At 68.5% G+C, this 18,200-nt stretch carries 20 protein-coding genes, 2 pseudogenes and 1 riboswitch; of the genes and pseudogenes, 18 read left to right on the top strand and 4 right to left on the bottom strand.

The annotated features are described in order from the left end of the window. Positions 1-4: 4 nt before the first annotated feature. From ACSQ9I_RS19385 to ACSQ9I_RS19450, 14 genes and pseudogenes are all read left to right on the top strand, one after another. Complete coding sequence (locus tag ACSQ9I_RS19385; protein ID WP_436314148.1) at positions 5-1,192, top strand: dihydrodipicolinate synthase family protein; 1,188 nt, start codon at positions 5-7, stop codon at positions 1,190-1,192. Positions 1,193-1,218: 26 nt separating this feature from the next. After that, positions 1,219-2,241 (top strand): NAD-dependent epimerase/dehydratase family protein, encoded by a 1,023-nt coding sequence (locus ACSQ9I_RS19390; RefSeq protein ID WP_436314149.1) that lies wholly within the window; start codon positions 1,219-1,221, stop codon positions 2,239-2,241. Positions 2,242-2,243: 2 nt separating this feature from the next. After that, positions 2,244-3,311, top strand: coding sequence for a dihydrodipicolinate synthase family protein (locus tag ACSQ9I_RS19395; RefSeq protein WP_093109769.1), 1,068 nt, complete (start codon positions 2,244-2,246; stop codon positions 3,309-3,311). Positions 3,312-3,378: 67 nt separating this feature from the next. After that, entirely contained in the window at positions 3,379-4,389 is a 1,011-nt protein-coding gene (locus ACSQ9I_RS19400) for a Bug family tripartite tricarboxylate transporter substrate binding protein (RefSeq protein WP_436304630.1), read from the top strand. Further along, the gene (locus ACSQ9I_RS19405; RefSeq protein WP_436304631.1) at positions 4,386-4,958 is read left to right on the top strand and encodes a tripartite tricarboxylate transporter TctB family protein; all 573 of its coding nucleotides are present in this window, start codon (positions 4,386-4,388) and stop codon (positions 4,956-4,958) included. The genes ACSQ9I_RS19400 and ACSQ9I_RS19405 overlap by 4 nt, the downstream gene beginning before the upstream one ends. Positions 4,959-4,979: 21 nt before the next feature. After that, entirely contained in the window at positions 4,980-6,506 is a 1,527-nt protein-coding gene (locus ACSQ9I_RS19410) for a tripartite tricarboxylate transporter permease (protein WP_093109772.1), read from the top strand. 16 nt (positions 6,507-6,522) lie between these two features. Then, complete coding sequence (locus ACSQ9I_RS19415; RefSeq protein WP_436314150.1) at positions 6,523-7,377, top strand: sugar phosphate isomerase/epimerase family protein; 855 nt, start codon at positions 6,523-6,525, stop codon at positions 7,375-7,377. Further along, the gene (locus ACSQ9I_RS19420) at positions 7,370-8,794 is read left to right on the top strand and encodes an enolase C-terminal domain-like protein (RefSeq protein ID WP_436314151.1); all 1,425 of its coding nucleotides are present in this window, start codon (positions 7,370-7,372) and stop codon (positions 8,792-8,794) included. Before ACSQ9I_RS19415 ends, ACSQ9I_RS19420 begins: the two co-directional genes overlap by 8 nt. A gap of 34 nt (positions 8,795-8,828) precedes the next feature. Beyond that, on the top strand, positions 8,829-9,707 hold the full coding sequence (locus ACSQ9I_RS19425) for a sugar phosphate isomerase/epimerase family protein (RefSeq protein ID WP_436314152.1): 879 nt from the start codon (positions 8,829-8,831) through the stop codon (positions 9,705-9,707). Positions 9,708-9,749: 42 nt separating this feature from the next. After that, positions 9,750-10,004: pseudogene (locus tag ACSQ9I_RS19430) on the top strand (DNA glycosylase AlkZ-like family protein); the annotation flags it as partial. Then, positions 9,922-10,167 carry a lecithin retinol acyltransferase family protein gene (locus ACSQ9I_RS19435; RefSeq protein ID WP_436296328.1) on the top strand — a complete coding sequence of 82 codons (246 nt, stop codon included), beginning with the start codon at positions 9,922-9,924 and terminating at the stop codon, positions 10,165-10,167. The pseudogene ACSQ9I_RS19430 and the gene ACSQ9I_RS19435, both read left to right, overlap by 83 nt. Positions 10,168-10,210: 43 nt before the next feature. Further along, positions 10,211-10,816: a type IV toxin-antitoxin system AbiEi family antitoxin domain-containing protein gene (locus ACSQ9I_RS19440; RefSeq protein WP_436314153.1), complete on the top strand. Its 606-nt coding sequence runs from the start codon at positions 10,211-10,213 to the stop codon at positions 10,814-10,816. Beyond that, complete coding sequence (locus ACSQ9I_RS19445; protein ID WP_436314154.1) at positions 10,813-11,721, top strand: nucleotidyl transferase AbiEii/AbiGii toxin family protein; 909 nt, start codon at positions 10,813-10,815, stop codon at positions 11,719-11,721. The genes ACSQ9I_RS19440 and ACSQ9I_RS19445 overlap by 4 nt, the downstream gene beginning before the upstream one ends. A gap of 224 nt (positions 11,722-11,945) precedes the next feature. Next, positions 11,946-12,182: pseudogene (locus ACSQ9I_RS19450) on the top strand (hypothetical protein); the annotation flags it as partial. Here ACSQ9I_RS19450 and ACSQ9I_RS19455 read toward each other — a convergent pair. Together ACSQ9I_RS19455 and ACSQ9I_RS19460 are read right to left on the bottom strand one after the other, a co-directional pair. Then, complete coding sequence (locus ACSQ9I_RS19455; protein WP_436296329.1) at positions 12,151-12,507, bottom strand: ArsR/SmtB family transcription factor; 357 nt, start codon at positions 12,505-12,507, stop codon at positions 12,151-12,153. The pseudogene ACSQ9I_RS19450 and the gene ACSQ9I_RS19455 overlap by 32 nt on opposite strands. Then, the gene (locus ACSQ9I_RS19460) at positions 12,491-12,952 is read right to left on the bottom strand and encodes an SRPBCC family protein (protein ID WP_436314155.1); all 462 of its coding nucleotides are present in this window, start codon (positions 12,950-12,952) and stop codon (positions 12,491-12,493) included. The genes ACSQ9I_RS19455 and ACSQ9I_RS19460 overlap by 17 nt, the downstream gene beginning before the upstream one ends. Positions 12,953-13,118: 166 nt before the next feature. Continuing rightward, positions 13,119-13,275, top strand: a riboswitch (FMN riboswitch). An 89-nt stretch (positions 13,276-13,364) separates the two neighbouring features. Here ACSQ9I_RS19460 and ACSQ9I_RS19465 point away from each other — a divergent pair. From ACSQ9I_RS19465 to ACSQ9I_RS19475, 3 genes are all read left to right on the top strand, one after another. After that, the gene (locus ACSQ9I_RS19465) at positions 13,365-13,877 is read left to right on the top strand and encodes a 6,7-dimethyl-8-ribityllumazine synthase (RefSeq protein ID WP_093109780.1); all 513 of its coding nucleotides are present in this window, start codon (positions 13,365-13,367) and stop codon (positions 13,875-13,877) included. A gap of 16 nt (positions 13,878-13,893) precedes the next feature. Next, on the top strand, positions 13,894-14,568 hold the full coding sequence (locus ACSQ9I_RS19470; RefSeq protein ID WP_436314156.1) for a glutathione S-transferase family protein: 675 nt from the start codon (positions 13,894-13,896) through the stop codon (positions 14,566-14,568). Between the two features lie 110 nt (positions 14,569-14,678). Next, a complete protein-coding gene (locus ACSQ9I_RS19475; protein ID WP_436314157.1) occupies positions 14,679-15,137 on the top strand; it encodes a hypothetical protein in 459 nt (152 codons plus the stop codon). A gap of 24 nt (positions 15,138-15,161) precedes the next feature. On the opposite strand, the gene ACSQ9I_RS19480 is transcribed toward ACSQ9I_RS19475, so the two are convergent. Further along, positions 15,162-15,914 (bottom strand): sulfite exporter TauE/SafE family protein, encoded by a 753-nt coding sequence (locus ACSQ9I_RS19480; protein ID WP_436314158.1) that lies wholly within the window; start codon positions 15,912-15,914, stop codon positions 15,162-15,164. Positions 15,915-16,002: 88 nt separating this feature from the next. Further along, the gene (locus ACSQ9I_RS19485; RefSeq protein ID WP_436314159.1) at positions 16,003-17,244 is read right to left on the bottom strand and encodes an MFS transporter; all 1,242 of its coding nucleotides are present in this window, start codon (positions 17,242-17,244) and stop codon (positions 16,003-16,005) included. Between the two features lie 89 nt (positions 17,245-17,333). On the opposite strand from ACSQ9I_RS19485, the gene ACSQ9I_RS19490 reads away from it, so the two are divergent. Beyond that, the gene (locus ACSQ9I_RS19490) at positions 17,334-18,155 is read left to right on the top strand and encodes an AraC family transcriptional regulator (protein WP_093109900.1); all 822 of its coding nucleotides are present in this window, start codon (positions 17,334-17,336) and stop codon (positions 18,153-18,155) included. Positions 18,156-18,200: the final 45 nt, after the last annotated feature.

The following is an 18,200-nucleotide window of genomic DNA, read 5'->3' on the forward strand; positions in this document are numbered from 1 at the left end:
TGCGATGACCCTCTCGCTCACGCTTCCCACCACCGGCGGCAAGCTCGCGCCCTACACGCTGCGCGGCACGACACCGGTCAAGCCGCCGCCGGGCGTCCGCTTCAACCGCATCGCCTACTCGGCCGCACATGTGGTGGCCGATCCGCTGGCCGCGATCGATCCGTGGCTGGAATGCGCGGTCGACTGGGACGCCACCATCGCCTACCGCCGCCATCTCTGGTCGCTGGGCCTGGGCGTCGCCGAGGCCATGGACACCGCGCAGCGCGGCATGGGCCTGGACTGGCCGACCTCGCTGGAGCTGATCCGCCGTTCGCTCGACGCGGCCAAGGACGTGCCGGGCGCACTGGTCGCCTCCGGCTGCGGCACCGACCATCTGAGCCTGATCGACGTGAAGAACGTCGACGACGTGATCCGCGCCTACGAAGAGCAGATGGAAGCCATCGAGGCGCTCGGCGGCAAGCTGATCGTGATGGCCAGCCGCGCGCTGGCCCATGTCGCGAAGAGCCCGGCCGACTACCAGCGCGTGTACGACCGCATCCTCTCGCAGGCGAGGCAGCCGGTGGTGCTGCACTGGCTGGGCGACATGTTCGACCCGGCGCTCGCCGGCTACTGGGGTACGAAGAATGTCGACGCGGCGATGGACACCGCGCTCGGCATCATCGCCGCCCATCCGCAGAAGGTCGACGGCATCAAGATCTCGCTGCTCGACAAGGACAAGGAGATCGCGATGCGCCGCCGCCTGCCGGCGGATGTGCGCATGTACACGGGAGACGACTTCAACTATGCCGAGCTGATCGCGGGGGACGGCTTCGGCAGCGAGCCCACGCATGGAAAGAGCGATGCACTCCTGGGCATTTTCGACGCCATCGCGCCGGCCGCGAGCGCTGCGCTCGGCGAACTGGCGCAGGGCCACACCGAGAAGTTCCACGCGATCCTGGGCCCCACGGTGGCGCTGTCGCGCCACATCTTCGCGGCGCCCACGCGCTTCTACAAGACCGGCGTGGTCTTCATGGCCTGGCTCAATGGCCACCAGAAGCATTTCGCGATGGTCGGCGGCCAGCAGAGCACGCGTTCGCTGCCGCATTTCGCCGAGCTGTTCCGACTGGCCGATGCGGCCAATCTGCTGGAGCAGCCGGAGTTGGCTGTGTCGCGCATGAAAACGCTGCTCGCGATGCACGGCGTCGACAGCTGATTGCACACCACCCGGGAGTCGCCATCATGCCGTTGCCCGACCGCTTCGAAGACCTCGAGCAGCTCGAGGACCTGATGTCGCAGCCTTCCGCGGCGCTCGTGCAGACGCTGCAGAAGATCGAGGGCGACATCCTGGTGCTGGGCGTGGGCGGCAAGATGGGCCCCACGCTGGCCCGCATGGCCAAGCGCGCGACGCCGGGCCGGCGCGTGATCGGTGTCGCGCGTTTCTCCGAACCCGGCCTGTGCGAACGGCTCGAAGGCCACGGCGTCGAGTGCATCGAAGCCGACCTGCTCTCGCGCGAGGCGCTGGCCGCCCTGCCCGATGCACCGAACGTGGTCTTCATGGCCGGGCGCAAGTTCGGCTCCTCCGGCAGCGAATGGCTGACCTGGGCGATGAATGCCCATGTGCCGGCACTGGTGGCGGAGCGTTGGCGCAGCTCCCGCATCGTGGCCTTCTCGACCGCCTGCGTGTACCCGTTCGCCGATGTGCACGGGCCGGGCGCACGCGAAGAGGTGCCGCCCACGCCGCCGGCCGGCGAATACGCGAACTCCTGCGTCGCGCGCGAGCGCATGTTCCAGCACTTCTCGCACCTGCACGGTACCGCGGGGCGGCTGATCCGACTCTCGTACGCGATCGACATGCGCTACGGCGTGCTGCACGACCTGGCGCAGAAGCTCATCGCGCGCGCGCCGATCGACTTGGCCATGGGCCATGCCAACATCATCTGGCAGGGCGAGGCCAACGACTGGACGCTGCGCGCCCTGGCCCACTGCGACACGCCGACCTCGCCGCTCAACCTGAGCGGGCCGGCCATTTCCATCCGCGAGGCCGCGGAAGGACTCGCGCAGCGCCTCGGCGTCGAAGCGGTCTTCACCGGCCGCGAGGCCGACACCGCCTGGCTGATCGACTGCAGCCGCGCTTTCGAACTCTTCGGCCCGCAGCAGGTCACGCTCGCGCGCATGCTGGACTGGACGGCCGACTGGACGCGTCGCGGCATGGCCAGCCTCGGCAAGCCCACGCACTTCGAGGCGCGCGACGGCAAGTACTGACCATGCACTACTCCGAAATCCCGCCCGCCTCGCTCGCGCTGCTCAAGCGCGGCGCAGTGATTCCGGCGCACCTGCTGGCGCTCGATGCCGATCGCAAGCTCGACGAGCGCCGCCAGCGCGCGATGAGCCGCTACTACCTCGACGCCGGCGCCGGCGGCCTGGCCGTGGGCGTGCACTCGACGCAGTTCGCAATCCGCGAGGCGGGCCTCTACAAGCCGGTGCTCGAGCTCGCGATGCAGGAAGCGCTCACCTGGGAAACGCTGGACGGCAGGCGCCCGCTCTTCATGGTCGCCGGCCTGGCCGGCTCGACCGCGCAAGCCGGCGCCGAAGCGATCACCGCACGCGGGCTGGGCTACCACGCCGGCCTGCTGAGCCTGGCCGCGCTGAAGGGCGCGAGCGAAGACGCGCTCATCGACCACTGCCGCGCCATCGCCGAGCTCATGCCGCTGGTGGGCTTCTACCTGCAGCCCGCGGTCGGTGGCATCCACCTGCCCACGAGCTTCTGGCGCCGCTTCGCCGCGATCGACAACGTGGTGGCCATCAAGATGGCGCCCTTCAACCGCTACCGCACGCTGGACGTGCTGCGCGGCGTGGTCGAGGCCGGCGCCGAGGCGCGCGTCACGCTCTACACCGGCAACGACGATCACATCGTGCTGGACCTGCTCACGCCCTACCGCTTCGTGCGCGACGGCAAGGAAGTGACGGTGCGCATCAAGGGTGGGCTGCTCGGCCACTGGAGCGTGTGGACGCGCCGCGCCGTGCAGCTGCTGGCGCGCATCCACGACATGGTTCCGTCCGGCGCCGTGCCCGCCGACATGCTCGCGCTCGACGCGCAAGTGACCGACTGCAACGCCGCCCTGTTCGACGTCGCCAACGATTTCCGCGGCTGCATCGCCGGCTGCCACGAGGTGCTCAGGCGCCAGGGCCTGCTGGCCGGCACCTGGTGCCTCGATCCGCAGGAAGGCCTGAGCCCGGGCCAGGACAGCGAACTCACGCGCGTGCACGACGCCTACCCCGATCTGCACGACGACGGCTTCGTTGCCGAACACCTGAAGCGCTGGCTGAGCTGAGCGCCGCTTCACTTTTCAAAGGTTCCCGCATCCCGTTTCCCCAGTCCAACTCACCCCAGGAGACACCATGCAGAAGCGCACCTTGATCCGAAGCATCGCCTTCGCCGCGGCACTCGCCGCGCTGGGCGGGCCCGTCCTGGCCCAGCAGTGGAAGCCCGAGCGGCCCATCACCATCATCGTGCCCTGGGCCGCCGGCGGCTCCACCGACCAGGTGACGCGCGTCACGGCGGCGGAGATCGAAAAGACGCTGGGCCAGAAGGTGGTGATCGTCAACCAGCCCGGCGCCTCGGGCTCGATCGGCAGCAAGAGCGCGCTCGACGCGCCCAAGGACGGCTACACCTGGACCGCGGGCGCAGCGCAGGACCTGGGCTCCTACGAGACGCTGGGCATGCTCAAGACCAAGATCGCCGACTGGCACCTGTTCCTCAATGTCGCCAACGTCCAGGTCATCGGCGTGAATGCGGCCGCGCCGTACAAGAACGCCAAGGATCTGCTGGACGCGATGAAGGCCAAGCCCGGCCAGATCAGCGTGGCCACCGCGGGCGTGACCTCGGCCGGCCACAATGCGATGGAGCTCATCGCCAAGATCACCGGCGTCAAGTACCGGCACGTCACCTACGACGGCGGCAACCCGGCGGTGGTGGCGACGGTGGCCGGCGAGACCGAGGTCACGACGCAGCTCGCGGTCGAGCAGGCCGACATGATCCGCGGCAAGCGCATCCGGCCGCTGGCCACGGTGAGCGACAAGGCGCTGGAGCTCGAAGGCTTCGGCACCATCGAGCCGCTCGCCAAGACGCTGCCCGGCTTCAAGGCGCCGGCCAACTATTTCGGCATCTTCATTCCCAAGGGCGTGCCCGACGAGGTGGTCAAGACGGTCGAGAAGATCTGGGTCGACAACGTCTCCAAGAGCGAGGTGCTGAAGAAGTACGCCACCAGCCGCGGCGCCCTCTTCGCGCCGCTCCACGGCGCCGAGGCGCAGACCGCCGTCACGCCGGCCATCCAGGCCAATGCCTGGCTGCTCTTCGACAGCGGCAAGGCCAAGGTCTCGCCCGAGACGCTCGGCATCGCGCGGCCGTGACGACCGACACCGCCCACAGCGCCGAACGCGCCGCGGCGGAGGCCGAGGCCGCGGCGCACGAGCGCAAGACCTCGCCGCGCGCGGACCTCTGGCAGTCGCTGGGCTGGATCGCGCTCGGCATCGCGACCACCATCGGCTCGCTGCGCATGGACCGGCTCGAGCGGCAGGACATCAACCCCTACACCGTGCCGGGCCTGCTGCCGGGCTTGCTCGGCGCGGCGATCGTGTTCTTCGGCCTCTTGATGCTCTACCGCTCGTGGCGCCGGTTGGCCAAGGCGCCGCACGTGCCGCACGCGCGCACCGAAGCCGACCGCGCCGAGATGCGCCGCATGTGGACCGTGCTGGCGCTGTGCATCGGCTTCGCGGCTGGCCTGGTGGGCCATGGCCTGCCCTTCTGGCTCGCGGCCGCGATCTTCGTCACCGTCACCATCAGCCTGCTGCAGTACGCGGAGCGGACGGCGAAGAACCAGCGCCTCCGCGGCCTGGCCTTCGCGCTGGCCGTGGGCCTGGGTGCCGGCGTCATCGTCACGCTCGTGTTCCAGGAGTTCTTCCTGGTGCGCCTGCCCTGACGCGCAGACCAAGGAGACGGCATGTTCGAAGGCTTGCAGATGCTGGGGCACTCCTACCTCAGCTTCCTGAACTTCTGGTCCATCACCTACGGGCTTGGCGGGGCACTGCTGGGAATCCTGGTGGGCTGCATGCCGGGCCTGTCGGCCACGTTGTGCATCGCGCTCCTGACCACGCTCACCATCAAGATGGCGCCCAACGACGCCATCCTGATCCTGATCTGCGCCTACGTCGGCACGCTCTACGGCGGCAGCCGCAGCGCCATTCTTCTCAACATTCCCGGCACCGCGGCCAATGCCGCTTCCTGCGCCGACGGCTATGCGCTCGCGCGCAAGGGCGAGGCCGGCCGCGCCATCGGCATCGCGACCTCGGGGGCCTTCACCGGCACCTTGTTCGGCGTGCTGTGCCTGGCGATGTTCACGCCCGCGCTGGCCGAGATCGCGCTGTCCTTCGGCGCCTTCGAGTTCTTCTGGCTCGCGCTCTTCGGCGTGGCGATGTCGGGCAGCATCGTCGGCGAAGACCCGATCAAGGGCTGGCTCATGGGCTGCCTGGGCCTCCTGGTCGCGCAGATCGGCCAGGAAGGCCTCTACGCCTACGACCGCTTCACCTTCGGCTGGGACGAGCTCTCCGGCGGCATCGCGCTCATCCCCGCCTTGATCGGCGCCTTCGGTTTCGCCGAGGTGCTGACCTCGCTGGCCGATCCCATCGAGCGCAAGATCGTCGAGATGAAGGACTCCGTGCTGCCGCGCTTCCGCGAGGTCGTGAAGTACTGGCGCACCGTGATCCGCTCCGGCGTGATCGGCGTGGTGACCGGCATCCTGCCCGGCATCGGCGAGGACTCGGGCGCGTGGATGTCCTATGCGGCCGCCAAGACGGTGAGCCCCGAGCGCGAGCAGTTCGGCAAGGGCTCGATCGACGGCCTGATGGCGGCCGAGACCGGCGACATGTCGGCCATTCCCGGCGGCATCATTCCGGCGCTGGCGCTCGGCATTCCGGGCTCGGCGCCGGCGGCGGTGCTGATGGCAGCGATGATCATCCACGGCATCCAGCCCGGCCCGATGCTCATGATCAAGACGCCGCAGTTCGTCTACGACGTGGTGGCGATGACCACGCTGGCCACCTTCAGCATCCTGATCTTCGGGCTCTTCCTGGTGCGGCCGCTGCTGCACGTGCTGCGCGTGCGCCGTTCGGTGTTGATGCCGGTGATCTTCGTGCTGTGCACCGTGGGCGCCTTCGCGATCGCCTCGCGCCTGTTCGACGTCTATTGCATGCTGGCCATCGGTGTCGGCGCCTTCTTCCTGCGCCGCCGCGGCTACGAGATGGCGCCTTTCGTGCTGGGCCTGGTGCTGGGCGAGCTGCTGGACAAGAGCCTGCGCCGCGGCCTGGTGCTGTCCGACGGCAGCATCGCGCCCTTCTTCACGCGGCCCATCTGCGCGGCGCTGGCTGCCGTCACCATCCTCACCATGCTGATGTACATCCCGGCGGTGAACGTTCGCCTGCGGCGTGCCTGGGGCGGCGCCAAACGCTTCGTGTTCCGCCGCAGTGCCTGAACGAAGACTGACGCCGATGAAGTTCTCTCTTTGCAACGAGGTTCTGAAGCAGATGCCCTTCGAGGCGCAGTGCCGCGCCGCGGCCGCCCTCGGCTACGACGCACTGGAAGTGGCGCCCTTCACGCTCGCGGCCGACCCGATGGCCATCGGCGACGCGCAGGCGCGCGCCTTCGGCCGCATGGCGCGGGACCACGGCATCGAGATCAGTGGACTGCACTGGCTGCTGGTCGCGCCCGCGGGCCTGTCGATCGTCAGCGCCGACGCCGCTTTGCGGCAACGGACCACCGCCGTCATGCAGCGCCTGGTCGAGCTCTGCGCGCTGATGGGCGGGCGCTACCTGGTGCACGGCTCGCCGAAGCAGCGCTCGGTGCCACCGGGCGATACGCAGGCGGCGGCGCTCGAACGCGCACGCGAATGCCTGGCGGCCGCCGCGCGGTCCGCGCAGCAGTGCGGCGTGGTCTATTGCATCGAGCCGCTGTCCACAACCGAGACCGACCTGCTGAACACCGTGGCCCAGGCGGTCGAGCTGGTGCAAGCCATCGCCTCGCCCGCCTTCAAGACCATGATCGATTGCAGTGCTGCAGGCCAGGTCGAGGCCGAAGACGTGCCCGCACTGATGCGCCGCTGGATGCCCACCGGCCACATTGCCCACGTGCAGGTGAACGACCCCAACCGCCGCGGGCCGGGGCAAGGCGAGATGCGCTTCGCGCCCATCCTGGCGACCGTGCGCGAGATGCAGGACAGCGGCCACTACGAGGGCATCGTCGCGGTCGAGCCTTTCGACTACGTGCCCGACGGCATGGGCTCGGCCGCGCGGGCCATCGGCTATTTGCGCGGGCTCGAGGAAGCCGCAGGAGCTCGCCATGGTTGAGGCACCGCGCTTCGTGATCCGCGAGATCGCACTGTACGAGCGCCCGGTGGTGCTGCGCCTGCCCTTCCGCTTCGGCGTGGTGACGCTGACCGAATGTCCCCAGGTCTTCGCGCACGTTCGCATCGTGTTCGCCGACGGGCAAAGCGCCTGGGGCGCGGCCGCCGAGCTGATGGCGCCCAAGTGGTTCGACAAGAACCTCGCGCTCAGCAACGAGGACAACTTCGACCAGCTGCGCCGCGTCACCGCCCTCGCGCGCGAGGCCTACCTGAGCGACGCCACGCCCGGGAGCGCCTTCGGCCACTTCGCGCGGCACCACGATACGCACCGTCTTGCCGCCGAGCGGCTCGGCTTCAATCCTCTCCTGGCCAGCTACGGACCGGCGCTGCTCGACCGCGCGGTGCTCGACGCGCTGTGCCGCGCGCTGCAGATCTCTTTCTACGCGGCCGTGCGCAGCAACGCGGCCGGCATCGGTTCGGCGCGGCCCGAGTTCGACGGGTTGGGGATGGACGCTTTCCTCGCCGGTCTCGCGCCCGCCGCGCACATCGAGGCACGCCACACCGTCGGCATGGTCGATGCCATCACTGCGACCGAGCTGAAGAAGCCCGTGGCCGACGGCCTGCCGGAAACGCTCGAGGACGTGGTGCGCGTCTACGGCCACCGCTATTTCAAGCTCAAGGTGGGCGGCGACATCGATGCCGACCTCGCGCGCCTCGGCGCGATCGAAGCCGTGCTGGACCGCACCGCCGAACCCTACTTCGTCTCGCTCGACGGCAACGAGCAATACACCGACGCGGCCGGCATCGCCGAGCTGATGGCGCGCATGCGCGAGACGCCTGCGCTCGCGCGCCTCTACGCCTCGATCCTTTTCGTCGAGCAGCCGATCGCGCGCAAGCTCGCGCTCGAGCGCGACCTTCGCGACCTGCGCAGCGCGAGCATCGGCAAGCCGGTGATCATCGACGAGTCCGACGGCGAGCTCGACAGCTTCGTCCAGGCCCGGGCGCGCGGCTATGCCGGCGTGTCCTCGAAAACCTGCAAGGGCTTCTACAAGTCGCTGCTCAATGCGGCGCGCTGCGCGGCATGGAACGCCGAGCCCTCGCAGATCCGTTACTTCATGTCGGCCGAGGACCTGACGACGCAGGCCGGCCTGGCCGTGCAGCAGGACCTGGCGCTGGTCAACCTGCTGGGCATCACGCACGTGGAGCGCAACGGCCACCATTACGTCAACGGCATGGCCGCGCTGCCGGTCGAAGAGCAGCGAGCTTTTCTCGATGCGCACGGCGATCTCTACGAGCGCTCGCACGGCGCGGTGCGCCTGCGTATCGCGAACGGCCGCATCGCCCTCGCCTCACTGGACTGCCCTGGTTTCGCGAGCGCCGCGATGCCCGACTTCGACGCCATGACGGCGCTCGCCATCTGATTCTTCACCACCCCCTCGCTTCGAATTTTTCCCCATGCGCGATTTCTCTCAAGACCACGAGTGGCTCTCCATCAACACCGCCACCGTGCGCAAGCAACGCGGCGCCGAAGTGGCGCTCGACCGCATCATCGACCAGTGCGCCGCGCGCGGCATCCGCGCCATCAGCCCCTGGCGCGACCAGGTCGCCGCCGCCGGCATCGACAAGATCGCGAAGCAGCTCAAGGCGCACGGCATCGGCCTGTCGGGTTACTGCCGCGGCGGCTTCTTTCCGGCGCCCGATGCGGCCGGCCTCGCGGCCTCGCTGGACGACAACCGCCGCGCCATCGACGAAGCCAAGCTGCTGGGTGCGCCCTGTCTCGTGCTGGTGGTCGGCTCCCTGCCCGGCGCGCTCGAAGGCAATGCGGCCTACAAGGATCTGTCTCGCGCACGCAGCGAAGTGCACGACGGCATCGCCGCCTCGCTCGACTACGCGCGCGGGGTCGGCATGCCGCTCGCCATCGAGCCCCTGCATCCCATGCAGGCGGCCGACCGCGCCTGCATCAACACGCTCGAGCACGCGCTGGACCTGTGCGACGAACTCGATCCGCAGCGCTCGGGCATGCTCGGCGTCGCGCTCGACATCTACCACGTATGGTGGGACCCGAAGCTGCAGCAGCAGATCGCGCGCGCCGGCAAGCAACGCCTGCTCGCCTACCACGTCTGCGACTGGCTCACGCCCACGCGCGACCTGCTGAGCGACCGCGGGATGATGGGCGACGGCGTGGTCGAGCTGAAGAAGATCCGCGGCTGGGTCGAGGCCGCCGGCTTCGACGGCTTCAGCGAAGTCGAGATCTTCTCGGCGCTCGACTGGTGGCAGCGCCCCGGCGAGGAAGTGCTCGACACCTGCATCGAGCGCCATTGCAGCGCGGTCTGAGCCGCGCTGCACGCGGCAGGCGGTTGTGCTGCAATCCGCCGCATGGCTGAACCGACCCTCGACGACCTGCGCCGCTATGCCGTGGCGCGCACCCTCTTCAAGGCCACGACCCTCCCGCGCGCGATCCGGCGCCTCGGCTTCGTGCAGGCCGATCCGATCCGCGCGCCGGCGCGCGCACAGGACCTGACGCTGCGCCACCGCGTCGAGGACTACCGTGCGGGCGATCTCGAAAGCCGACACGCCAGGTTGGCGATCGACGAGGACTGCCTCGTCAACTACGGCTTCCTGCCGCGCGAGGCGCGCTCACCAGTCGGTCGGCCGCACGCCGCCCTACGACCTGTGGAATCGCAACTGTGAGCACTACGCCACCTGGCTGATGGGCGAGAAGCCACAGAGCCCACAAGTGAACGGTGCCGTCGTTCTCGGGCTGCTCGGTACGGTCCTCTGGTTGGCGAAATGACGCATGACTTGCTGACAAGTGATGCGTACATTAAACTTTCCAGGTGCCACTTACCCAGACCGCACGCATACTCGAACTCGCCCGCCGCCAGCGACTGCTGAGCGCGGCTGATCTGCGCTCGCACGGCTGGTCGCCGCAACTTCTCCTCAAGCTCCACCGGACCGGTCAGCTCCAACGCGTCACCCGCGGCCTCTACAGCCTGCCAGACAGCGAGATGACCGAGCACCAATCGCTTGTCGAGGTCTGCAGGCGTGTGCCCAAGGCCGTCATCTGCCTGCTCTCCGCGCTGCAGTTTCACGAGATCGGCACGCAGCTCCCCCATGAGGTCTGGATAGCGCTGCCCGAGGCGACGCAGACGCCCGCCATCGACTATCCATCGCTGCGCATCGCGCGCCTGCGCGGCAAGGCCTACAGCGAAGGCATCGAGACCACCGTCGAGCATGGCTCGACGATCCGCGTCTACAGCCTGTCCAAGACCATCACTGACTGCTTCAAGTTCCGCCACAAGGTCGGGCTCGACGTGGCTCTTGAAGCGCTCAAGGAGGCCTGGCGCCAGCGCAAGCTGAACATCGATGAAGTGACACGCTACGCCAAGATCAATCGCGTGGCCCAGGTCATGCAGCCCTACCTGGAAACCGTCGTCGCATGACGGCAAACCTCGGGGCCTCGGTGCTTGCCCGCCTGTTGAACCTGGCGAAGCAGCGCGGCGACAACTACAACCTGCTGCTGAACCGCTTCGCGCTGGAACGACTGCTGTGCCGCGTCGCTGCGTCCGCGCACGCGGACCGCTTCCTGCTCAAAGGTGCCCTGCTCTTCTCGCTCTGGTACGACCAGCCCCACCGTCCGACGCGTGACGCCGACCTGCTGGGCTTTGGCCCCGACGACGCCGAGACACTGATCGCGACCTTCCGCGATATCGCCGCCATCGACCTCCACGACGGCATCGCCTTCGATCCCCAGTCTGTTCGCGCCGATGTGATCCGCGAGGACAACCGCTACGGCGGACTGCGCGTGCGCCTCACCGGCCGCATCGGCAACGTGCGCTGCGCTCTGCAGATTGACGTCGGGTTCGGCGACGCAGTCACACCCGAGCCCCAGACCATCGTGTTCCCGGTGCTTCTCGATGACTTGGCCGCGCCCACGCTCAAGGTCTACCCAATCTATACCGTCATCGCCGAGAAGTTCCACGCGATGACAGTGCTCGGCTTGGCCAACACCCGCATGAAGGACTTCTTCGACATCGCCTTCATCGCGCAGCGGACCGATCTCGACGGCGCCACGTTGGCGCGCGCCATTGCGGCCACCTTTGCGCGCCGCGGCACCGCCCTGCCCACCCAGGCTCCGACTGCGCTGACCCCGGCATTCGGCGATGACGACGTCAAGCGTCGCCAATGGCAGGCTTTCCTGAACAAGAGCCGCATCGCTGTCGCAGCCGGCACCCTGCCGGGGACCGTCACTCTGCTCCATACCCTGCTGTGGCCGGCGACCCAGGTCGCCGGCAGCGGCAGCAACGCCACCGCTGCATGGAAAGCTCCGGAGAAGCAGTGGCGCTGATAGGTCTGACAGTGATGTCAGACCGCTTTCGCTCTTAAGCGTGCAGGCGCTGGTGTAGGCGCACGCGGCAGGAATCGGCCAGACTCCAAGAGCACGGCCGCGAGCTTGTAGAGCATCGTCTTCTGTGCAACCCCATGCCCGGTCGTGACGATCACCGCTGAGGCGTTCGGCGTGGCCAAGATCACGTCCCCGCGAAGATAAAACGTCCACGCCGGCTCGCGCCTGCGAAACGCCAGTTCGGCTACTACGCGCTGCCCCTGTTGTGGCACGACCGCGTGATCGGCTGGGCCAACGTCACAGCGCGCGAAGGCCGGCTGCAACCGGCCTTCGGCTATGCCGGCGCGAAGCCGCGCGACGCGGCCTTTCGCGCGGCGCTCGACGACGAGCTGCAGCGCATGAGCGAGTTCATGGCCAGGCGGCCACCGGCGCTCAATCCTCGACGGCCAGCTTCAGCCGCATGAGCGCCTGATCCCACTGCTGGGCGATGGCGTCGAGCGAACGCCGGCCTTCTTCCAGCCGCGCCCGCTCGAGCTCCCAGAGCCGTTCGCGCCCGACCTTCAGGTCATGCACCAGGCCCGCGCCGGCCAGCACCTGCAGGTGCTTGGTGACGGCTTGCCGCGTGATCTCGGTGCCGGATGTGAGCTGCGCGATCGACATCGCGCCGCCGGCGCACAGCACGGTGACCAGGCGCAGGCGCGTCTCGTCGCCCAGCGCCGCGAAGATCGACGCCGAGTTCTTCAGGGCCGGCTTCTTCAGCTTCACCGGCGCGCTAGGGCGTGGCGACATGCTTCTCGATGTTCTTCATCTGCTCGTCCCAGCCGCCGCTGTTCATGCGGAAGGCCTCCAGCCGGCGTTCCGGCGGGATCTTGTCGAAGCCGGATTCGACCAGCGTGAGCAAGGTGCCGCCTTCGACTTCGGTCAGCTCGAACTCGACCAGCGTGGTCGGCTCCTTCGAATAGTCGACAGCGGGATCGATCGCGGCCGGATGCCAGCGCAGGGCCAACAGGCGCTCCGGTTCGACGCGCTCGACCAGCACATCGAAGACCAGATGTTCGTAACCCGGATAGGTGATGTGTCCCCGTGCGCGCTGGCCGGCGACGAAGGCCTGCCCCTTCAGCGACACGCGAAACCATTCGCCGAACTCCTCGGCGTTCGACAGCGCGCGCCAGACCCGCGAGCGCGGGGCCTTGAGCAGGATCTTTCTTTCGATGCGGTCCGTGGATGCATTCATATGCAACCTCCTGGCTGCATATTAGGCAGTGCGAACGTAAAACGCAACCATTTCATTGCATTTCCAGCGAAAGCCCCGCGCCACGCGAGGTCTGCCGCACGCGCGACAACCGGCTCGCCGCCCGGCTCCTAGAATCGCCGGGCCGCCGCACGAAAGCGCAGCGGCAAAGCGTTCTCAGGGCGGGGTGGAATTCCCCACCGGCGGTGATGGCGACACGTTCGCACGAGCCCGCGAGCGCCTGCGGCGTGCAATGCGCCGCAGGGTCAGCAGACCTGGTGAGATCCCGGGGCCGACGGTCACAGTCCGGATGAAAGAGAGCGCGATCCCGTTGCCGGGCAGGCGCGTTCGCACGCGTGCCGGGCCTCGGGTTCGTGCGCCCTGATTCAGGAAACCCTTCTTCAAAAGGCAAACCATGAGTCAGATCAACGACCTTCCCCTCTCCGCCGTCGCGTCGACGGAAGCACCGCGCGGCCGGCGCATCGCCTTCGTGCAGGCGCAATGGCATTCGGATATCGTCCACCAGGCGCGCGACGCCTTCCTCGAGGAAATGCAGCGCCAAGGCGTGCCGCAGGACAGCATCGACATCTTCGACGTGCCCGGCGCCTTTGAGATCCCGCTGCATGCCAAGCGGCTCGCCAACTCGGGGCGCTATGCCGGCATCGTCGGCTGCGCGCTGGTGGTCGACGGCGGAATCTACCGCCACGAGTTCGTCGCCAGCACGGTGGTCCAGTCGTTGATGCAGGTGCAGCTCGAGACCGACGTGCCGGTCTTCTCGGCCGTGCTCACGCCACACCACTTCCACGAACACATCGAGCACCGCAAGTACTTCCACCGCCATTTCGCGGTCAAGGGCACGGAAGTGGCCGAGGCCTGCGTGAAGACCCTGGAGGGATTGCGGCGCGTCGATGCGCTGCTCGCCGCCTGAGCTCTATGCTTTCGCGATGAACACCATCGCCAAGCCCTACACCCTCTACGGCGCGCCCGGTTCCGGCGCGACGCCGGCGCATGCCGCGCTCACGCTCATCGGTGCCCCCTGCACCATCGTCGACGTCGCGCCCTGGGAGAGCGAAGCCGAGCGCGACCGCCTGCTGCCGGTCAACGCGATGCGGCAGGTGCCGGTACTGGTGCTGCCTTCGGGCGAGCTCATGACCGAGAGCGCCGCGATCCTGGTCTGGCTCGGCGACCACCATCCGGAGGCGGGTCTCGCCCCCGCCATCGACGATCCGCAGCGCGCGCAGTACCTGCGCTGGATGAGCTTCGTCTCCGCGGCGATCTATTCGCTATTCTGGGCGCGCGATGTGCCGTCGCGGCTGGCGGCCGATGCGGCGGCCGAGAAGGTGATCCTCGAGCGCACGGAAGAACGCATCGCCGAATGCTGGCGCCTCATGGATGCGCAGATGCCGCGCGGCACACCCTATCTGCTGGGCGACACCATCGGCATGCTCGACCTCTACGTGACGGTGGTCTCGCGCTGGACGCCGCGACGGCTGCGCTTCTACCGCGAGGCGCCGCGCATGGCCGAGGTGGTGCGACGCGTCGACGCGGAGCCGCGCCTGGCCCAGTTCTGGGCCGCGCGCTATCCCTTCACGCCCGGCTGGGAGGCCGCGGAGCCCTGAGCCTCCGTGAGGCCATCCAAGGGTTTGCGCTGACAAGATGGGGGTCAAACCCTGTTCCCGAGTCCCGTAAGAATTGCGTAAGATTCGCGCCCACGCCAACCAGGATCCCCATGCTCGACGTCGATTTGCCCGTGCCTGCTGCGGCGGTTCGCAGCCTTCTTGCCAACCACGGGATCGTCCCGGCGCTGGCCCTGCTCAACGACCGGACGCTCTATCGGTTCACGGCGATCTACAAACTGAGCGGCGAGGTGATGCATGCGGCGCACGCTTTCGACCGCATTTCCGAATACCGCAGCTGGCTGAAGGTGGTGCCGCTCGGCAGGAGCTTCTGCCAATATGCGATCGAGCATGGCGAGTTCGTGACCAGCCATGCCTCCAAGGACCAGCGCCTGACGAACCGCCCCTACGCCGGCTTCGTCGAGTCCTACTACGGCCAGCTGCTGACGCGCGCCGACGGCACGCCTTATGGCACCTTCATCCATTTCGATCTGGAGCCGCTCAGCATTCCGGCGGAGGAAATCGCCTTCCTGCGCGAGGTGATCCCGGAGTTCATCGACTACCTGGAATGAACTAGGGCCTGTTAACAGGCCCTTCTAGCCGGTCCGCGCCAGCAGCACCGGCACCGAGGACGCCAGCAGCGCCACGCCCGACAGCGTCAGGAGCCCCAGCACGACCTGGCGGAAGCGCGCCTCGCTGATGCCGATGTAGAGCCGCGCGCCGAGCAGCACCGGTACCAGCACCGCGATTGCGACGATGCCGAGCAGCGGCAGCGTCTCGGTAGCGACGAAGCCCGCGCCGAGGTAGAACGAGAAGGCCACCACCAGCATCGAGAGATTGAAGTTCTGGATCACCGAGCGCTGCACGTCCTTCTCGAGGCCGCGCAGCGTGCACCAGAGCGTCGGGATCGCGCCGGTGAAGCCGCCCAAGCCGCCGCAGACGCCGCCGATCAGGCCGATCACTGCATCGGCCGGCCGGCCGCCTGCGCTCACGCGCGGCAGATTGCGCGCCATCAGCATGGCCGGGCACCAGAGCACCAGCAGGCCGCCGAGGCAGGCCTTGAACAGCGGCACATCGAGCCGCGGCAGCAGCCAGACGCCGAACGGCACGCCGACGAGGCCGCCGAGGATGAAGGGCAGCAGCAGCGCCCAGTTGAAACCGCGGCGCACCGTGACGGCCGCGATCACCTGGCCGGCGAGCGCGCCGAAGGTCGCGAGCACCGCGGCCAGCTTCGGATCCACCGTCCAGGCCCAGAAGGACATCGCGACCAGCCCAAAGGCGAAGCCCGACAGGCCCTGCACGAAGCCGGCCACGACCGCGCCGAGCGCGACGATCAGGTAGAGAGACAAGGGAATCGGCCGACGCAGGGCCGCCCCAAGGCGGCTGCGGCCCCCTCGGGGGGCAGCGAGGACACGCAGTGCCGAGCGTGGGGGCTCGTCATGCCGAGGCAGGAACCAAGGCCTCGCGCCGCACGCGCCGCACATTGAACGCGCTGGCGATCAGCACCGCCTGCACCACCGCCAGCCCGACGATCACGCTCGCGTACTGGCCATGGTCCATCAGCCGGCCGAAGATCAGCGGCGCCACCGCCTGGCCGATATCCAGGCCCGCGTAGACCACGCCATAGACGCGGCCGGATGCATTGGCCGGCGTCGAACGCTTGACCAGCAGGTCGCGCGAAGGCCCTGCGATGCCCGAGGCGAAGCCCATCGCGCCGAACATCACCGGCACCACGATGGGCGGGAAGTCGGCCAGCGCGAGCACCAGCGCCAGCACCGCGGCCACACCGAAGGCGGCACCCACGATGCGCTCGCACCGCGAGGGGTCGGACGCCAGGAAGCCGCCCACCACCATGCCGGCGGCGCTGGCCACCATGTAGATCGTGAGGCACACCGCGATCAGCGCCACCGGCACCGCGTGCAGATGGCCGGCCGCGGCCGGAGCGAAGGTCTGCACCACGCTCAGCGCCATCGCATAGAACAGGAAAAAGCCGAAGCACATCCAGACCGCCGGGATCTTGAGGAAGGCGAATTCGCTGCCCGCGGCCGCGTCCGATCCGGTCGCCTTGTGCACTGCCTTCACATCGAGCGCCAACACGCTGCGGTTGCACCACAGCACCGCCAGCACCACCAAGGCCACCGCGCCCGCCGAGGCCAGCGCCACGCGCCAGGAGAAAGCGATGGCCAGCGGCACCACGAAAGCCGGCGCCACCGCCCAGCCCAGGCTGCCGGTGATGCCGTGCACGCTGTAGGCATGGCCCAGGCGCGTGGGCGCCACCTTGCGATTGAACAGCGTGTAGTCGACCGGATGAAACACGCCGTTGCCGACGCCCGCAACCACCGCGCTCGCGAGCAGCATCCAGTAGCTCTGCGCCAGCGCATAACCCACGGCGGCCAGGGCCAGCAGGCCGAGCCCCACGAACAGTACCGGCCGCGGACCCAGCTTGTCGACCACGAAGCCCGAGGCCGCCTGCACCACGCAAGAGACCACGAAGAACACGGTGAGCACCGCGCCGAGTTCGGTGTAGCTCACGTCGAAGGCGTCCTTGAGCCACGGAAACAGCGGCGGCAGCACGAGCTGGGCGAAATGGCTGATGGCATGCGCCAGGCCGACCAGGCCGATCAGCTTGGCGTCGGAGCGCAGGGTGGGCGTGGCGGCGGAAGCGTGGGATGAAGACATGAATTGCAACAAGAAACTGGAGCGGGCACCGATCGTATTCCCGGATGCCGCGGCAGAATGCCGATACAGAGACAACATTTGTCGAAATCATGCCGCCCCTTGCCGCCACGCCGATCTACAGCGTCGCCTCGCTCACGCCCCATCTCTATGCGCCAGACGCGCTGCGCCCACTGCGGGCCAAGGAACACTTTCTCAAGGCCGACACCCTCGTCGAGCTGCACTCCCATCCCTGGCCGCAGCTGACCTTCTCGACGCGCGGCGTGATCCGCCTGAGCACCGAGGACGGCAGCTACATCGTGCCGCCCTCGCGCGCGCTCTGGGTGCCAGCCGACATGCCGCACAGCGTCACGCTGATCGAGGACGCCGAGCTGCGCACCGTCTACCTGCACAGCTGGCTCGGGCCGGCCTGGGAGAAATGCGAGGTGCTCGAGATCAGCCCCTTGCTGCGCGCCCTGATGCTCGCGCTCGACACCACGCCTGACGGCCTGCCGCCGTCCGACCCGCATGCGGCGCAGCGCGAGCGCTGGATCGCGCCGCTGCTGGTCGACGAGCTCGAGCGCGCGACGCAGATCCGCATCGATGTGCCGCTGCCGGCCGACAAGCGCCTGCGCCAGTTGTGCGAGACGCTGCTGCGCAACCCGGCCAGCCGCGCCACGCTGGCCGAACGCGCCGAGGCGATCGGCGCCAGCGAGCGCACCGTGGCGCGGCTGTTCCGCGACCAGCTCGGCATGAGCTGGCAGCAATGGCGCCAGCAGGCCGTGCTCGCGCATGCGCTGCCCCTGCTCGCGCGCGGCATGGCCGTGAGCCAGGTGGCGTCGGCCAGCGGCTATGCGACCGACAGCGCCTTCTGCGCAATGTTCAAGGCCGCGACGGGGAAATCGCCGACGGCGTTCCAGCACAAGAAGAAGTAGCTGCCGCGGCGCCTCGGAAGCGCTTTCGTATCATCGGCCGGTGCA

The sequence above is a fragment of the Variovorax sp. LjRoot84 genome (assembly GCF_964254305.1).
Taxonomy (GTDB): Bacteria; Pseudomonadota; Gammaproteobacteria; order Burkholderiales; family Burkholderiaceae_C; genus Variovorax.

Coding starts and splice junctions, on each gene's coding strand:
- ACSQ9I_RS19475 (WP_436314157.1), top strand. CDS start 14,679: ATGCTCGACGTCGATTTGCCCGTGCCTGCTGCGGCGGTTCGCAGCCTT.
- ACSQ9I_RS19470 (WP_436314156.1), top strand. CDS start 13,894: ATGAACACCATCGCCAAGCCCTACACCCTCTACGGCGCGCCCGGTTCC.
- ACSQ9I_RS19415 (WP_436314150.1), top strand. CDS start 6,523: ATGAAGTTCTCTCTTTGCAACGAGGTTCTGAAGCAGATGCCCTTCGAG.
- ACSQ9I_RS19490 (WP_093109900.1), top strand. CDS start 17,334: ATGCCGCCCCTTGCCGCCACGCCGATCTACAGCGTCGCCTCGCTCACG.
- ACSQ9I_RS19485 (WP_436314159.1), bottom strand. CDS start 17,244: ATGTCTTCATCCCACGCTTCCGCCGCCACGCCCACCCTGCGCTCCGAC.
- ACSQ9I_RS19385 (WP_436314148.1), top strand. CDS start 5: ATGACCCTCTCGCTCACGCTTCCCACCACCGGCGGCAAGCTCGCGCCC.
- ACSQ9I_RS19410 (WP_093109772.1), top strand. CDS start 4,980: ATGTTCGAAGGCTTGCAGATGCTGGGGCACTCCTACCTCAGCTTCCTG.
- ACSQ9I_RS19390 (WP_436314149.1), top strand. CDS start 1,219: ATGCCGTTGCCCGACCGCTTCGAAGACCTCGAGCAGCTCGAGGACCTG.
- ACSQ9I_RS19420 (WP_436314151.1), top strand. CDS start 7,370: ATGGTTGAGGCACCGCGCTTCGTGATCCGCGAGATCGCACTGTACGAG.
- ACSQ9I_RS19400 (WP_436304630.1), top strand. CDS start 3,379: ATGCAGAAGCGCACCTTGATCCGAAGCATCGCCTTCGCCGCGGCACTC.
- ACSQ9I_RS19395 (WP_093109769.1), top strand. CDS start 2,244: ATGCACTACTCCGAAATCCCGCCCGCCTCGCTCGCGCTGCTCAAGCGC.
- ACSQ9I_RS19425 (WP_436314152.1), top strand. CDS start 8,829: ATGCGCGATTTCTCTCAAGACCACGAGTGGCTCTCCATCAACACCGCC.
- ACSQ9I_RS19445 (WP_436314154.1), top strand. CDS start 10,813: ATGACGGCAAACCTCGGGGCCTCGGTGCTTGCCCGCCTGTTGAACCTG.
- ACSQ9I_RS19455 (WP_436296329.1), bottom strand. CDS start 12,507: ATGTCGCCACGCCCTAGCGCGCCGGTGAAGCTGAAGAAGCCGGCCCTG.
- ACSQ9I_RS19460 (WP_436314155.1), bottom strand. CDS start 12,952: ATGAATGCATCCACGGACCGCATCGAAAGAAAGATCCTGCTCAAGGCC.
- ACSQ9I_RS19465 (WP_093109780.1), top strand. CDS start 13,365: ATGAGTCAGATCAACGACCTTCCCCTCTCCGCCGTCGCGTCGACGGAA.